We start from the raw sequence: 13598 nt of genomic DNA on the forward strand, positions 1-13598 counted from the left end.
GCAGTCGAAGTTCGACCACCGCAGGGGGAACCATGACGACGCACGCCAGCGACCACAGGCCGGCTGCCGCCGGGCGCACGCCTCGTGCGTCCGGCAGGGCAGCAGGAACGACGGCAGGAACGACGCCGGGCGGGGCGCCCGGCACCGGGCAGCACGTGGCCGCGGGCGCGCGGGGCGGGCTCCTCGGGCTGCTCGGCCTCGGTCTCGCGCTCGCGGGGGCGGCCGGCCTGCTCGGTGTGCGCACGTGGCAGGTCGGTGCGGGCCTCGGCGCGGCGTACTTCCCGGTCGAGGACATCGTCGAGCTCGCGGCGGTCGCCGTCGGCACGGCGGTGGCGGGCTGGACGGGCGGGCACGCGCTCCTCGCGCTGGCCTGCGTCCTCGCGGACCGCCGGGGCAGACGCTGGACGGCGGCCGAGCGCGCGGTGGCCCGGCACGCGCCGGCGGTGGTGCGGCGCCTGGCCCGCGCGGCGGCCGGGGCGGGGCTCGGCCTCGCGCTCACGACCCCGGCGGCGTTCGCCCTGCCCCAGACGGGCGAGGTCCGCGCCGCCGACGCCGGGCCGGCCGTGGTGGTCGACCTCGGCTGGCAGCCGACGAACGCGCGGCAGGCCGACGGGCCGGGGCGGTCGTCACTGGTCAACCGGGGCTCGGGGACCGATACGAGACCGGAGGCGCTCGTGGTGGTGGAGGCGGGCGACACGCTGTGGTCGATCGCGGCGGAGGCGCTGGCCCGCGGTGGCGAAGGAACCCGCGGCGCCGGCGGGCCGTCCGACGCCGAGACCGTGGACGCCGTCGCTCGGTGGTACGGGGCCAACCGCGAGGTGGTGGGCGCGGACCCGGACCTGATCCGGCCGGGCATGGTGCTGCACCAGCCCTGACGGCACGGCTCCCGCGATCCGCCGCCCGGCGAGGCACCAGTGTGCACGACCGCACCCACGTCCCCAGCAAGCCAGTCCTCAGCAAGCCTGTCCCCAGGAGGCCTCGTATGACCACGCTCGACACCTCGCCAGGCGGCGGAGCCCGGAGCCGGCCCGGCGCACCGTCCATGCCCGCGGCGGCGGCCGCCGCTCCTGCGGTCGTGCCGGCACCGGCACAGACCCGCGCACCGACCGCCGCGCCGGCCCAGGACGCCGCCCGGACCCGCCTGCCGGCCCGACGCACCGCGGTGCCGCCGTCGGGGCCGGTCACCGGACCGGGGATCGGCCGACGGCTGCGGCGCATGCGGATCGGCGGCACGCCGTACCCCGAGCTGCAGAACGCGGCGGCGGCTCTCGAGGCGCTGTCCGGCCGGCCGGCGCCGGAGCCCGACCCGGACCTGCCCGACCCCACCGCGCAGGTCTGCCGCGTGGTCCGCGCGGCGGTCGAGGTGCTGCGCGGCGAGCGGCCGGCGTCCCAGCTCGCGCGCTGGGTGACGCCGCAGGTCTACGACCAGCTCCTGGAGCGGGGGCGGCTCATGCGCGAGGCCCGCCAGGTGCGGCCGCCGCGGCCCAAGGCGCACCCGGCCGCGGTGCGGCGCGTGCGGATGGTCCGGCTGGGCGCCACGTCGGCCGAGGCCACGGTGATCCTGCACGACGAGGGGCGGGTGCGCGCCGCGGCCGTGCGGCTGGAGGCCCGGCGCGGGGTGTGGCGCGTCGCGGTCCTGGAGATCGGCTGAGCCGGCCCCATGACAGGCGCGAAGGCCCCTACACCCACTCCACGACGAGGTCGGCCGTGTCCCGGGTCGTCGCGATGAGGTCCGCGTTGCGCTGGTCGCTGCCGTGCGCCCACGCCTCGGCGTCGGACAGGGGCTTGCCGAAGGCGTGGTGGCGCGCGACGAGGCGCCGCAGGCGCTCGGCGTCGGGCAGCTCGATGTACCAGACCTGCGCCATCCGCGAGCGGGCGGCGGGCCAGGCGCCGGTGGTCGCCAGCAGGTAGTTGCCCTCGGTGATCACCAGGGGTTCGTCGGTGACGGCGGTGCCGGCCGCGACGGGTTCTTCGATCTCGCGCCGGAACTCCGGCGCGTAGACGGGCGGGCTGCCGGGGCTGCGGCCGGCGATGCGGTCGATCAGGGCGGCGTAGCCGGCGTCGTCGAACGTGTCGATCGCGCCCTTGCGGGCGCGGCTGCCGTGCGCCTCCAACACCTGGCCGGACAGGTGGAAGCCGTCCATCCCGACGACCACGGCCGCGCCGGGCGGCAGGCCGTCGGCGAGGGCGGCGGCGAGCGTCGACTTGCCGGCGCCGGGCGGCCCGGTGATCCCGAGCACGGCTGCGGCACCCGCGCGGCGGGCCTCGGCGGCGAGCCCGGCGGCGCGCTCGACGAGCTCGGCCGTCGTCAGGCGCACGGCACGTACTCCAGCCAGGACCGTGGTCCGATGTGCTGCACCCGGATGGACGCCACCCGGACACCCTCCTGGACGGCGGCCTCCAGCCCGGCGCCCTGGGCGAGCGCGACGGACAGGGCGCCGTGGAACGCGTCGCCCGCGCCGAGGGTGTCGCGCACGGCGACTCTGGGCACGTACGTGGTGCCGTGCCGCCCGTCCTTGTCGCACCAGGTCACCGGCTCGGACCCGTGGGTGGTGACGACGGCGCGCGCCTCGGCGGCGTCCTCGGGCGCGCGGAAGTCGGCCGACCGGGCGGCGACGTCGGCGGAGCCGAGCAGGTCGGCGAAGACGGGGCGCCAGCGGCCGGCGTCCAGCACGATCAGAGGGCGGGGCTCGAGGGCCAGTGCGTACGCGAGGACGCTCCGCGCCAGGTCGGGGTGGTGCCCGTCGAGCAGCACCACGTCGGGCCGCGGCAGGGTGTCGAGCTCGGCGGCCGTGACGTCCAGGCCGTTGGTGAGCGTGGCGTCCGGCGAGACGACCGACCGGTCGCCGGTCTCGTCGTCGACCATCACGGCCGAGACGGCGATGGGGATCTCGCGCCCCTGTGCGGTGTCGTGGATCTCGACCCCGTGGTGCTCCAGGTCGCCCCGGGCAGCCGAGCCGACGGGTCCGGTGCCCATGGCGCTGATCAGGAGCGCGCGCGCCCCGAGCGTCGCGGCGATGACCGCGGCGTTGGCCGCGGGGCCACCCGCGGAGACGTCCTGGCGGACAGCCGTGATCTTCTCGTTCCGACCCGGGCGGACGGCGCTGCGGTGGATCACATCGAGCGTCGTCAGACCCGCGAACCAGCAGGTCACGGGCGGTTTTGGGGGAGCTTCAGCGGGGGTGTCGCGCATGGGCAGAGGCTACCTTTGAAACCGGATGTCAGAGACCGAGCGTAGTGTCCGAGCATGACGACGACGGAGCCGACCATACCGCCCGGACCGCCGCCTGCCGTGTGGCGCGACCTCCTCCTGGACCAGCTGAGCTTCTACTGGGACTACCACCTGTGGCCCCGGCTGGAGGGCCTCACCGACGCCGAGTACCTGTGGGAGCCCGCGTCGCCGGCGTGGAGCGTGCGCCCCGGGCCGGACGGGGAGCCCCGGCTCGAGCAGGAGGTGCCCGAGCCGGAGGTCCCGCCGGTGACGACCATCGCGTGGCGCATGGTGCACGTGGGCCGGGACGTCTTCGGGCGACGCGCCCGCGCCCTGTTCGGCCCGACGGCAGCGCCGCCCGACGCCGACATGTTCGACCCCCGGCACTGGCCGGAGGCCCCGATCACGGCCGACGCCGGTCTGGCCATGCTCGAGGAGGGCTACCGGACCTGGCAGTCCGGCATCGCGGCACTGGACGACGAGTCGCTCCAGCAGCCCATCGGCCCCAAGGGGGTCGGGTACGCCGACTTCCCGATGGCCGCGCTGGTCACCCACCTCAGCCGCGAGGCCATGGCGCACGGCGGCGAGATCTGCCTCCTGCGCGACCTCTACCGGGCTCAGCTCGCGCCCTCAGGGCCCACGCCGGCCGGGTAGGCCCGCTCCGCGAAGATCCGCAGGGCGTCCCGCACGAACCGGGCGCCCTCGGTGCCGCCGTAGTTCGCGGCGAACCGGTCGTCCGCGACGTACATGTCGGCCAGCCCCAGCAGGTAGCCGCGGTCGGGCAGCCGCTGCCCGGAGCCGGGCGTGCCCGGCACCCCGGCAAGCCAGTCGGCGTGCCGTGCGGCGAGCGCCTGCGCCTCGTCCGAGGCCGGGTCGGTCCCGGCCGCCGCGGCGTCGGCCCAGTCCTGGCTCAGCGCCTCGACGCGGCCCTTCCACTCCCGCTGCTCCTGCTCGCTGAGGCTGCGCCACCAGGTGTCGCTCCGCCGGTAGGCGTCGCTCCCCCAGCGTTCGGTGACCTCCTGCTCGTACTGGGTGTGGTCGAAACCGTCGAGCATGTCCTTGGCCATGATGTGTCCCTCCGTGGTGTCGGGGTCCTTCTCGAGCGCCGCGACGGTCCGTTCGACCGACGCGATCTGCCGGGCCAGCCGGCCTTGCTCCTCCCGGAGCGAGACGAGGTGGGTGCGCAGGGCCTGCGCCTCGTCCCGCTGGGTGTCGAGCACCTCGGCGATGGCGCCGAGGCCGAGCCCGAGATCACGCAGCAGCAGGATCCGCTGCAGCCGCACCAGCGCGGTGCGGTCGTAGCGGCGCGGCCCGCTGTCCGTCGTGCGGACGGCGGGCAGCAGCCCGACGGCGTCGTAGTGCCGCAGCGTCCGGCTCGTGACGCCGGTCAGCCGCGCGATCTCCTGGATGGACCATTGCATGCCCCTCACCGTAGAGGTTGACGCCGCGTCAACTTCAAGCCCTCGTTCCGATCCGCCAAGAAGATTCATCTGTGGATAACCGGTATCGACCGGCACCCCGTGCCAACACTGGTCCCCATGACAGCACTGAGCGAGTTCAGCCCCGACCACCCCCTGGCGGACGACGAGGCGCTCCTCGCCTTCGCCCGGTTCGTGCACGGCGACATCCGGCCTCGCCGCCGCACCCTCTGGTTCGTGCTGCTGGACGGCGAGCGCTACCCACTGCCGGCGATCGTCCCCGTGGACCTGGTGCCGGAGGAGCCCGAGGTGCTCGCGGTGAACGACCTGGGCCGGGTGTGGCACGACATCCTGCGGGGCGAGCCGGGCGCGTCGGTGTTCGTGATGCTGGAACGGCCTGGCGCCGCCACGGCATCGATCACCGACCACGCCTGGTTCGTGGCCCTGCGGGACACCGCGGCCGGGTACGGCCTCACGCTCGCCGCGTTCTTCCTCGCGACGGCCGACGACGTCGCCAGGCTGGACCAGCAGTGAGCCCCGGGCGCCCTGGGTCAGTCCCGCAGCAGCTCCCACTCGTCGTCGGTGAACAGCCGCGACCGGATGAGGAACCGCACGCCCTCGGGCGCCTCGACGCTGAAGCCGGCACCGCGGCCCGGCACCACGTCGATCGTCAGGTGGGTGTGCTTCCAGTACTCGAACTGGTTGCGGCTCATCCAGACCGGCACCGTGAACGAGTCGACCGCGAGGTCGCCGAGGTGCACGTCGGCGTCTCCGGTGATGAAGTCGCCGTCCGGGTAGCACATGGGCGACGAGCCGTCGCAGCAGCCGCCGGACTGGTGGAACATCAGCTCGCCGTGCTTGTCCCGCAGCCGCACCAGCAGCGCGGCGGCGTCGTCGGTCACGGCGACCCGTGCGGGCGGCGAGCCGGCCGCCTGGCCCTGGCGATCGTCGTCGGACATGGAACCTCCCTGAGCTCGGAGCTGGACCGGACCGCCGGGCGGGAGGCGAGGGACGCACCGGCCCCCGGCCTCCCGCTCGGCGTACGCCGCCGGCCTAGAAGAAACCCAGCTTGTTCGGCGAGTAGCTGACCAGCAGGTTCTTGGTCTGCTGGTAGTGGTCGAGCATCATCTTGTGGTTCTCGCGGCCCACGCCCGAGCCCTTGTAGCCGCCGAACGCCGCCGCGGCCGGGTACGCGTGGTAGTTGTTCGTCCACACCCGGCCCGCCTCGATCGCGCGCCCCGCCCGGTAGGCGTCGGCCCCCGACCGGCTCCACACGCCCGCGCCCAGCCCGTACAGGGTGTCGTTGGCGATCTTGATGGCGTCGTCGAAGTCCGCGAACTCCGTCACGGCCACGACCGGCCCGAAGATCTCCTCCTGGAAGATCCGCATCTCGTTCTTGCCCTCGAAGATCGTGGGCGTCACGTAGTAGCCGCCCGCGAGGTCACCCTCCAGCTCCGCCCGGTGCCCGCCCGTGAGCACCTTGGCGCCCTCGGCCTTGCCGATGTCGAAGTAGCTGAGGATCTTCTCGAGCTGGTCGTTGCTGGCCTGCGCGCCGATCATCGTCTCGGTGTCCAGCGGGTTGCCCTGCTTGACCGCCTCGGTGCGCGCCACGGCGTCGGCCAGGAAGTCGCGGTAGATGTCGCTCTGGATGAGCGCGCGCGACGGGCACGTGCACACCTCGCCCTGGTTGAGGGCGAACATCGTGAAGCCCTCCAGGGCCTTGTCGTAGAAGTCGTCCCGTGCGGAGGCGACGTCGCTGAAGAAGATGTTCGGCGACTTGCCGCCCAGCTCCAGCGTCACCGGGATGATGTTCTGCGACGCGTACTGCATGATCAGGCGACCCGTCGTGGTCTCGCCCGTGAACGCGATCTTGCGGATCCGCGACGAGCTCGCCAGCGGCTTGCCCGCCTCCGCGCCGAACCCGTTGACCACGTTCACCACGCCCGGCGGCAGCAGGTCAGCGATGAGCTCCATCAGGAACAGGATCGACGTCGGCGTCTGCTCCGCCGGCTTGAGCACCACGGCGTTGCCCGCCGCGAGCGCCGGGGCCAGCTTCCACACGGCCATCAGGATCGGGAAGTTCCAGGGGATGATCTGCCCCACCACGCCCAGCGGCTCGTGGAAGTGGTACGCGATCGTGTCGCCGTCGATCTCGCTGATCGACCCCTCCTGGGCCCGGATCGCGCCCGCGAAGTAGCGGAAGTGGTCGATGGCCAGCGGCATGTCCGCGTTCAGGGTCTCCCGAACCGGCTTGCCGTTCTCCCAGGTCTCCGCGACCGCGAGCTCCTCGAGGTGCTCCTCCATGCGGTCGGCGATCTTGTTCAGGATGATCGCGCGCTCGGTGACCGAGGTGCGCCCCCAGGCCGGCGCGGCGCCGTGCGCGGCGTCGAGGGCCCGGTCGATGTCGTCGGCGTCGCCGCGCGCGACCTCGGTGAACGTCCGCCCGGTCACGGGGCTGGGGTTCTCGAAGTACTGCCCGTTGGCCGGGGGTACGTACTCGCCCCCGATCCAGTGGTCGTACCGGGGCCGGAAGCTCGCGATGGCACCTTCGGTACCTGGGGCTGCGTACACGGTCATGGTCTGCCTCCTCGCAGGATCTCGCGCCCACCCCCGGGATGCCCGACGGCGGAGCCACGCCCCGGGCGCACCGGTGCACCCGAGTGCGGCGAGGTTAGGCAGCGGGGCGTTGCATCAGGGTTGCAACCCGACCGTGACCTCACGGCGGCAAGCACGACGCGCGTCGGCACATGTGGACAGATGAGGACAGATCGCCGGACCGACTCCGCGCGACGAGCCGAACCCGAGGAGAGGCCATGAACCTCGTTACCCGCCGCACGTCCCCCGCGCTCCCCCTGATCGTTCCCCTGGCCGCCGCACTGACCGTGGTGCTTGCGCTCGCGGGCTGCACCGCCAGGGGCGACGAGTCGGGGACCGCGGTGCCGGCGCACCTGTCGGCCCCCGACCTGGCGGCCCCCGAGTCGCTGGAGGGCCAGGCCCAGAGCGACGAGCGGCTCGTGCCGCCCGGTCCGGGCGAGGATCCGACCGACCCCGCGACCCCGGACGGCGAGGAGTACGACGACTCGGCCGAGTCGCCGTTCCTGGACGTCGCCACGAGCCCGCTGTCCACGTTCTCGGCCGACGTCGACACGGCGTCGTACTCGAACCTGCGCCGCCAGGTGAACCAGGGCGTGGCGCCGCAGGGCGTGCGCATCGAGGAGCTGGTCAACTACTTCGACTACGACTACGACGCGCCTGCCGCCGGGGCCGAGCACCCGTTCTCGGTGTCGACGCAGGTCGCGACCGCGCCGTGGAACCCGGAGCACCAGCTCGCGATGGTCGGCGTGCAGGCGACGGAGGCCCTGCCTGCGTCGGAGGGCAACAACATCGTGTTCCTGCTGGACGTGTCCGGCTCGATGGACGAGCCGAACAAGCTGCCGCTGCTCGCGGAGTCGTTCGCGCTGCTGGTGGAGCAGCTCGACGAGGACGACCGGGTGTCGATCGTGACGTACGCGGGCGACAACCGCGTGGTCGCCGACTCCGTGCCGGGCTCGGAGCACGGCGTGCTGGTGGACCACCTGCGCTCGCTCCGTGCGGGCGGGTCCACGGGCGGCGCGGCCGGCCTGACCACGGCGTACGAGCTGGCCGAGAAGAACTTCGTGCGCGGGGGCAACAACCGGGTCATCCTGGCGACCGACGGCGACTTCAACGTGGGCCCGTCGTCGCCCGCGGAGCTCACGACGCTGGTCGAGGCGGAGCGCGCGTCCGGGGTGTACGTGTCGGTGCTGGGCTTCGGCATGTACAACCTGAAGGACAGCATGATGGAGGCCATCGCCGACCACGGGAACGGCAACTACGCGTACATCGACACCCTGGCCGAGGCGCGCAAGGTACTGGTGGACGAGTTCGGGTCGACGATGTTCGTGGTGGCCCAGGACCTGAAGCTGCAGGTCGAGCTGAACCCCGCCACCGTGCGCTCGTACCGGCTGATCGGGTACGACAACCGGCGGCTGGCGGACGAGGAGTTCGACGACGACACCAAGGACGCCGGCGACGTCGGCGCGGGGCACTCGGTGACGGCGTTCTACGAGCTGGTCCCCGCCGGCGCCGCGGCGGGCCCGGACGGCGACGACTTCATGACCGTGCACGTGCGCTACAAGTCGCCGGACGGCGGGGCGGCCGGCGCGAGCACCGAGGTCGAGTTCCCGGTCGGCGCCGGCGCGCTCACAACGACGCCGACGGCGGACTTCGCCTTCGCCTCCGCCGTCGCGGAGCTCGGGCTGATCGCCACGGGGTCGGAGTACCGGGGCCAGGCGAACCTCGACACCGTCCGGCAGCGGGCCGCGGGCGCCCTGGGCGCGGACCCGTACGGGCTGCGGGCGGAGTTCGTGGACCTGGTCGAGGCCTACTCCGCCGTGGGGTGAACTCGAAGCGGGCGAATATCGCGCGCCGCGCGCATTCGGTGCGGCATATCAAAAGTCACCCGGAATGCGCCGCAAGAAGTTTACCGACCATCGACCGAGCGGGAATTTTCATCCGGCCCCGGTCAATGCATACGCGGATACCTGCCCGGCCGGGGCGCCGCGGTAATGCGGCCGGTTGCCGTTCTCGGCGCGATTCGGTCCCGAGGTCGTTCTCGAGGCGGACCGAGCGCTCCAGGCAGCCGGCGGTCGCGGTGCGGTCAGGACGGGTCGCGGTCAGGAGGCGTCGCGCGCGGTGAGGATGGTGCGGTTGCCGACCGGGTCGCGGGAGTCCAGGGAGCGCTGGGCGCCCTGCGACTGCTGGACCATGTCGACGGCGACCCGCAGGTCCTCCGCCGCCCAGTCGAGCGAGCTCTCCATGTGGGTGGCCTGCGCGAGCAGGGTACGGGCCTGCGTCACCGACGTCGGCGGGGCGTCGGTCAGGCGCTGGGCCACCGCCTGGCGCGCGTCCGCGAGCGCCTCGGCGAGCACGTCGCGCGTGGCCGGGTCCGCGACCTGGCCGTCCGAGTGCTCGTAGACCCGCTCGGCCGTCTCCATGACGGCGGCGAGGTCCTGCGACCGGGCCGAGGTGCTGGTGACCTGGGTGTCGATCTGGGCGGTCAGGGTGACGATCCGGCCGGTCTCCTCCGCGCGGGCCGACATGGCCCACAGCGTGACGGCGACGGCCACCGCGGTGACGATCGCGGCGCCGAACGTCCAGCGCCGCCGGCCACGTGCGCCGGCCAGGTCGAGGCCGGCGTCGGGCTCGTGCGGCGGAGCCGGCGTGTCGAGCGCCGGCAGCTTCGCCGGGTCGACGGGCAGCTGCTGGCGCGGACTGTCTCCGGCCCGTTCATCAGTCTCAGACATCTGCGATTCCGGTCTAGCTAAAGCGATGGTGTTCAACTCTTCCCCCAAAGAGAGTCTTCGTGAAAACTATCTGTCGGACGCGAGGCCCGTTTAACTACCGGTGCTAATGACGCTAAGACTACTTTTCCAGTCCCGCCTGTCGAGAGCGTGATGCCCCTTAGATCTGTGGAAAACCGCTCCGGGACGGTGGACAACTTGGGGATCACGGTGGACAACCTGTTGATGAACTTGGTCCGATGCCTACACTGGCGTGGTTCGACGAAGGCGTCGGGACAACGTCAGGGGCAGCATGCAGCAGGTGCCACACCGCGACGCGCGCTGGGTTCGCGCGGCCTATGAGAGCTTCGTCGGTTCCGCCGGCTCCCAGGAGCCCGACGGGATCGACCCGGTCGTCGCGGCGTCGTGGTTGCGCAGCCTGCGCAACGGTGTGGACCCCGACCGGCCGAGCGCGGTACCGGTCGCGGCGTCGGACGACCTCGACGACTACCGCAGCACCCATCCCCTGGCCGTGGCGATGCCGCTGGTGCGCGACCTCGTGGGCGGCGCGACGGGCGACGGCCTGGTGGTCGCGGTCTCGGACGACGTCGGCCGGCTCCTGTGGGTCGAGGGCCGTGGGCAGGTGCGCGACGCCGTCGACGGCGTCGGGTTCGTCGAGGGCGCCGTCTGGCGCGAGGAGTCGGTCGGCACCAACGCGCCCGGCACCGCGCTCGCGACGCGCCGACCCGTCCAGGTGCTCGGGGCCGAGCACTTCGCCCGGCCGGTCCAGCGGCTGAGCTGCACCGCGGCCCCCGTGCACGACGCGGCCGGCGGGATCATCGGCGTGCTCGACCTGACCGGCGGGAACGCCGCCGGGTCCCACGTGGCCCTCGCGCTCGTGCGCGCCACGGTCGCCATGGTCGAGCGCGAGCTCGCCCTCCGCGCCACGGGCGGCCGGGAGGCCGGGGGCGCGCCCTGGGCCGACGGCCCGGCCGCGGACACGGACCTGGGTGGCGGGGTCCCGGGCGGTGCCGCGGAGCGCGCACCGGACCTGCGCCTGCTCGGGGCGCCCACGCTGCGCGGCCGCCGGCTCTCGCTGCGGCACGCCGAGATCATGCTGCTCCTGGCCGAGCACCCGCGCGGGCTGAGCGCCGAGGAGCTGGCGGTGCTGCTGCACCCGGGCGACCTGTCGCTCGTGGCGGTCCGCGCGGAGATCTCCCGCCTGCGCCGCGTGGCCGACGGCGTGCTCGGCGGACCGCTGCTCGCCGGCTCGCGCCCCTACCGGCTCGCCCGCATGGTGCGGTCCGACGTCGACACGGTGCGCGCCCGCCTGCGGCGCGGCGACGCCCGCGGCGCGCTGTCCGCGTACCCGGAGCCGCTGCTGCGCCGCTCGGTCGCGCCGGGCGTGGAGCGGCTGCGCGAGGAGCTGGAGGCCGAGGTCCGCGGGGCGGTGCACGCCTGCGACGACGTGGCCGCCGTCGAGCAGTGGACCGCGCGCGACGAGGGCACCGACGACCACGTCGCCTGGACGCGCCTGGCGCGGCTGGCCGAACCGGGCGGCCCGCAGGCCGCGCGGGCGCGGGCGCACCTGGGGGTGCTGGAGCGCAGGCTCGCCTGAGCCGACCCCGGCGGGATCATCCACGACCCGCCCCGTGTTCCTAGACTCGACAGTGCACGCTCATCGAGGAGGAACCATGCCCGCTCCCATCGACCCGTCGGACAAGATCGCGCAGTACGCCCACCCCGAACGGCTCGTGAGCACGGCGTGGCTGGCCGAGCACCTCAAGGACCCGGGCATCGTCGTCGTCGAGTCGGACGAGGACGTGCTGCTGTACGAGACCGGGCACATCCCCGGCGCGGTGAAGGTCGACTGGCACACCGAGCTGCAGCACCCCCAGATCCGCGACTACCTGGACGGCGCGGCCTTCGCCGCCCTGATGAGCAGCAAGGGCATCACGCGCGACACCACCGTGGTGCTGTACGGCGACAAGAACAACTGGTGGGCCGCGTACACCGCCTGGGTGTTCACGCTGTTCGGCCACCAGGACGTGCGCCTGCTCGACGGCGGCCGCGGGCTGTGGAGCGCCGAGGGCCGCGAGCTCACCACCGACGTCCCGGCGCCCGCACCCGTGGAGTACCCCACGGTCGAGCGGGACGACGCCACGATCCGCGCCTTCCGCGAGGACGTGCTGGCACACCTGGGCAGCGGCCCGCTCGTCGACATCCGCTCCCCGCAGGAGTACACGGGCGAGCGCATCGCCATCCCGGACTACCCGGAGGAGGGCGTGCTGCGCGGCGGCCACATCCCCACGGCCCGCAACGTGCCGTGGGCCACGGCCGTGGCCGAGGACGGCACCTACAGGTCGCGCGCCGAGCTCGACGCGATCTACACCGCCGGCCTCGGGCTCGACCCGGCCGACGCCGTGATCACCTACTGCCGCATCGGCGAGCGCTCCAGCCACACCTGGTTCGCGCTCACGTACCTGCTCGGCTACACGAACGTGCGCAACTACGACGGCTCCTGGACCGAGTGGGGCAACGCGGTGCGCGTCCCGGTCGCCACGGGCACGGAGCCGGGCACGGTCTGACGCCGGTGCACGTGTCAGACGTACAGGTCCCCGGAGTGACCTGTAGGTCTGACACGTGCGGGAGGGGTGCCGGGTCAGGCCCGGCCGAACGCCTTGCGCAGCTCGTCCTTCGCGCGTTCCAGCACCTGGCGCTGGTCGGCGTCCAGGTCCTTGCCCGCGCGGTTGACGTAGAACGTGAGCATCGACATCGCGGACCGGTACGGGGAGCTCTTGCGCCGGTCGCTCGCCTCGGCCGACCTCTTGAGGGACCGGGCGATCCGCGCGGGATCGGCCCAGGTGAACACGCCCTCCTCCAGGTCAAGGGCATCGCTTCCCTCGGTGACGCCCTGCGACCAGCGGTCCGGGCCGCCGTCGGCCCCCTTGTTCCCGGCCATACGGCCACGCTACGACGCCGTCGGGCCACCCGCCCAGGGCGTGCCCTCGGCTCGCCCCCATGTCATACGCCCCCGCACGTGTCAGACGTACAGGTCCCCCGGGTGACCTGTGGGTCTGACACGTGTGGGGCGCGACGGTGAAAGGATGAACGGATGAGCACCAACGACGTCGACCTGCCCGAAGCCCTCGCCGAGCTGCGGGACGCCTTCCTGGAGACGCCCGAGCGTGACCGCCTCCAGCTCCTGCTGGAGGTCTCGCGCGAGCTGCCCCCGCTGCCCGAGAGGTACGCGGACGCGCCCGAACGGCTGGAGCGCGTCCAGGAGTGCCAGTCCCCCGTCTACGCGTTCGCCGAGGTGGACGACGCCGGCGTGGTCACCTTCCACGCCAGCGCACCGGAGGAGGCGCCCACCACGCGCGGCTTCGCGTCGATCCTGGCGCAGGGCCTGACCGGGCTGACGGCGCAGCAGGTCCTGGACGTGCCCGAGGACTACCCGCTCCAGCTCGGCCTGACCAAGGTCGTCAGCCTGCTGCGCCTGAACGGCATGGCGGGCATGCTGACGCGCGCCAAGCGCCAGGTCCGCGAGCAGCTCGCGGCCGCGCAGGTCTGATCCTGGCGGCGGGGACAGTCACGTCGGCAGCTTGCATGCGCCGGCCGCAGTGACGTCGGCAGTTGGCATCGAGGTCGGCACAGGGCTGTGCCGACCTC

General features: G+C 73.4%; 15 protein-coding genes. 8 read left to right on the forward strand and 7 right to left on the reverse strand.

From position 1 onward, the window contains the following. Window positions 1-32 precede the first annotated feature (32 nt). On the forward strand, window positions 33-875 hold the full coding sequence (locus ACFU5G_RS16970) for a hypothetical protein (protein WP_377246993.1): 843 nt from the start codon (window positions 33-35) through the stop codon (window positions 873-875). Window positions 876-982: 107 nt separating this feature from the next. Continuing rightward, window positions 983-1651: an Rv3235 family protein gene (locus ACFU5G_RS16975; RefSeq protein ID WP_377246996.1), complete on the forward strand. Its 669-nt coding sequence runs from the start codon at window positions 983-985 to the stop codon at window positions 1649-1651. 28 nt (window positions 1652-1679) lie between these two features. Here the strand turns inward: ACFU5G_RS16975 and ACFU5G_RS16980 are convergent, their stop codons facing one another. Together ACFU5G_RS16980 and ACFU5G_RS16985 are read right to left on the reverse strand one after the other, a co-directional pair. After that, complete coding sequence (locus tag ACFU5G_RS16980; RefSeq protein WP_377246999.1) at window positions 1680-2318, reverse strand: nucleoside/nucleotide kinase family protein; 639 nt, start codon at window positions 2316-2318, stop codon at window positions 1680-1682. Next, a complete protein-coding gene (locus tag ACFU5G_RS16985; RefSeq protein ID WP_377247001.1) occupies window positions 2309-3193 on the reverse strand; it encodes a PfkB family carbohydrate kinase in 885 nt (294 codons plus the stop codon). Before ACFU5G_RS16985 ends, ACFU5G_RS16980 begins: the two co-directional genes overlap by 10 nt. A 54-nt stretch (window positions 3194-3247) precedes the next feature. Between ACFU5G_RS16985 and ACFU5G_RS16990 the strand changes: the two genes are divergently transcribed. After that, a complete protein-coding gene (locus ACFU5G_RS16990; protein WP_377247004.1) occupies window positions 3248-3865 on the forward strand; it encodes a DinB family protein in 618 nt (205 codons plus the stop codon). On the opposite strand, the gene ACFU5G_RS16995 is transcribed toward ACFU5G_RS16990, so the two are convergent. Next, entirely contained in the window at window positions 3829-4632 is an 804-nt protein-coding gene (locus ACFU5G_RS16995; protein WP_377247007.1) for a MerR family transcriptional regulator, read from the reverse strand. The genes ACFU5G_RS16990 and ACFU5G_RS16995 overlap by 37 nt on opposite strands. A 117-nt stretch (window positions 4633-4749) precedes the next feature. On the opposite strand from ACFU5G_RS16995, the gene ACFU5G_RS17000 reads away from it, so the two are divergent. After that, complete coding sequence (locus ACFU5G_RS17000; RefSeq protein ID WP_377247010.1) at window positions 4750-5163, forward strand: hypothetical protein; 414 nt, start codon at window positions 4750-4752, stop codon at window positions 5161-5163. Window positions 5164-5180: 17 nt separating this feature from the next. Here ACFU5G_RS17000 and ACFU5G_RS17005 read toward each other — a convergent pair whose 3' ends face one another. Next, window positions 5181-5588: a DUF779 domain-containing protein gene (locus tag ACFU5G_RS17005; RefSeq protein WP_377247013.1), complete on the reverse strand. Its 408-nt coding sequence runs from the start codon at window positions 5586-5588 to the stop codon at window positions 5181-5183. A gap of 94 nt (window positions 5589-5682) precedes the next feature. Next, complete coding sequence (locus ACFU5G_RS17010) at window positions 5683-7206, reverse strand: aldehyde dehydrogenase family protein (protein WP_377247016.1); 1524 nt, start codon at window positions 7204-7206, stop codon at window positions 5683-5685. A gap of 236 nt (window positions 7207-7442) precedes the next feature. Between ACFU5G_RS17010 and ACFU5G_RS17015 the strand changes: the two genes are divergently transcribed. Next, a complete protein-coding gene (locus ACFU5G_RS17015) occupies window positions 7443-9050 on the forward strand; it encodes a von Willebrand factor type A domain-containing protein (protein WP_377247019.1) in 1608 nt (535 codons plus the stop codon). 273 nt (window positions 9051-9323) lie between these two features. Here the strand turns inward: ACFU5G_RS17015 and ACFU5G_RS17020 are convergent, their stop codons facing one another. Continuing rightward, window positions 9324-9953, reverse strand: a complete 630-nt coding sequence (locus ACFU5G_RS17020; protein ID WP_377247022.1) for a hypothetical protein — start codon at window positions 9951-9953, stop codon at window positions 9324-9326. 289 nt (window positions 9954-10242) lie between these two features. Between ACFU5G_RS17020 and ACFU5G_RS17025 the strand changes: the two genes are divergently transcribed. Beyond that, window positions 10243-11547 (forward strand): transcriptional regulator, encoded by a 1305-nt coding sequence (locus ACFU5G_RS17025; protein ID WP_377247025.1) that lies wholly within the window; start codon window positions 10243-10245, stop codon window positions 11545-11547. Window positions 11548-11623: 76 nt separating this feature from the next. Beyond that, a complete protein-coding gene (locus ACFU5G_RS17030) occupies window positions 11624-12517 on the forward strand; it encodes a sulfurtransferase (RefSeq protein WP_377247028.1) in 894 nt (297 codons plus the stop codon). Between the two features lie 74 nt (window positions 12518-12591). Here ACFU5G_RS17030 and ACFU5G_RS17035 read toward each other — a convergent pair whose 3' ends face one another. Beyond that, on the reverse strand, window positions 12592-12891 hold the full coding sequence (locus ACFU5G_RS17035) for a DUF3175 domain-containing protein (RefSeq protein WP_377247031.1): 300 nt from the start codon (window positions 12889-12891) through the stop codon (window positions 12592-12594). Window positions 12892-13044: 153 nt separating this feature from the next. On the opposite strand from ACFU5G_RS17035, the gene ACFU5G_RS17040 reads away from it, so the two are divergent. After that, complete coding sequence (locus tag ACFU5G_RS17040) at window positions 13045-13500, forward strand: SufE family protein (protein ID WP_377247034.1); 456 nt, start codon at window positions 13045-13047, stop codon at window positions 13498-13500. Window positions 13501-13598: the final 98 nt, after the last annotated feature.

Source organism: Promicromonospora sp. NPDC057488 (assembly GCF_042802395.1).
Taxonomy (GTDB): Bacteria; Actinomycetota; Actinomycetes; order Actinomycetales; family Cellulomonadaceae; genus Promicromonospora.

What these genes read in the sequence shown, in the direction of transcription:
- ACFU5G_RS16970 (WP_377246993.1), top strand. Translation starts at nt 33, where the DNA reads ATGACGACGCACGCCAGCGACCACAGGCCGGCTGCCGCCGGGCGCACG.
- ACFU5G_RS16975 (WP_377246996.1), top strand. Translation starts at nt 983, where the DNA reads ATGACCACGCTCGACACCTCGCCAGGCGGCGGAGCCCGGAGCCGGCCC.
- ACFU5G_RS16985 (WP_377247001.1), bottom strand. Translation starts at nt 3,193, where the DNA reads ATGCGCGACACCCCCGCTGAAGCTCCCCCAAAACCGCCCGTGACCTGC.
- ACFU5G_RS16990 (WP_377247004.1), top strand. Translation starts at nt 3,248, where the DNA reads ATGACGACGACGGAGCCGACCATACCGCCCGGACCGCCGCCTGCCGTG.
- ACFU5G_RS16995 (WP_377247007.1), bottom strand. Translation starts at nt 4,632, where the DNA reads ATGCAATGGTCCATCCAGGAGATCGCGCGGCTGACCGGCGTCACGAGC.
- ACFU5G_RS17000 (WP_377247010.1), top strand. Translation starts at nt 4,750, where the DNA reads ATGACAGCACTGAGCGAGTTCAGCCCCGACCACCCCCTGGCGGACGAC.
- ACFU5G_RS17005 (WP_377247013.1), bottom strand. Translation starts at nt 5,588, where the DNA reads ATGTCCGACGACGATCGCCAGGGCCAGGCGGCCGGCTCGCCGCCCGCA.
- ACFU5G_RS17010 (WP_377247016.1), bottom strand. Translation starts at nt 7,206, where the DNA reads ATGACCGTGTACGCAGCCCCAGGTACCGAAGGTGCCATCGCGAGCTTC.
- ACFU5G_RS17015 (WP_377247019.1), top strand. Translation starts at nt 7,443, where the DNA reads ATGAACCTCGTTACCCGCCGCACGTCCCCCGCGCTCCCCCTGATCGTT.
- ACFU5G_RS17020 (WP_377247022.1), bottom strand. Translation starts at nt 9,953, where the DNA reads ATGTCTGAGACTGATGAACGGGCCGGAGACAGTCCGCGCCAGCAGCTG.
- ACFU5G_RS17025 (WP_377247025.1), top strand. Translation starts at nt 10,243, where the DNA reads ATGCAGCAGGTGCCACACCGCGACGCGCGCTGGGTTCGCGCGGCCTAT.
- ACFU5G_RS17030 (WP_377247028.1), top strand. Translation starts at nt 11,624, where the DNA reads ATGCCCGCTCCCATCGACCCGTCGGACAAGATCGCGCAGTACGCCCAC.
- ACFU5G_RS17035 (WP_377247031.1), bottom strand. Translation starts at nt 12,891, where the DNA reads ATGGCCGGGAACAAGGGGGCCGACGGCGGCCCGGACCGCTGGTCGCAG.
- ACFU5G_RS17040 (WP_377247034.1), top strand. Translation starts at nt 13,045, where the DNA reads ATGAGCACCAACGACGTCGACCTGCCCGAAGCCCTCGCCGAGCTGCGG.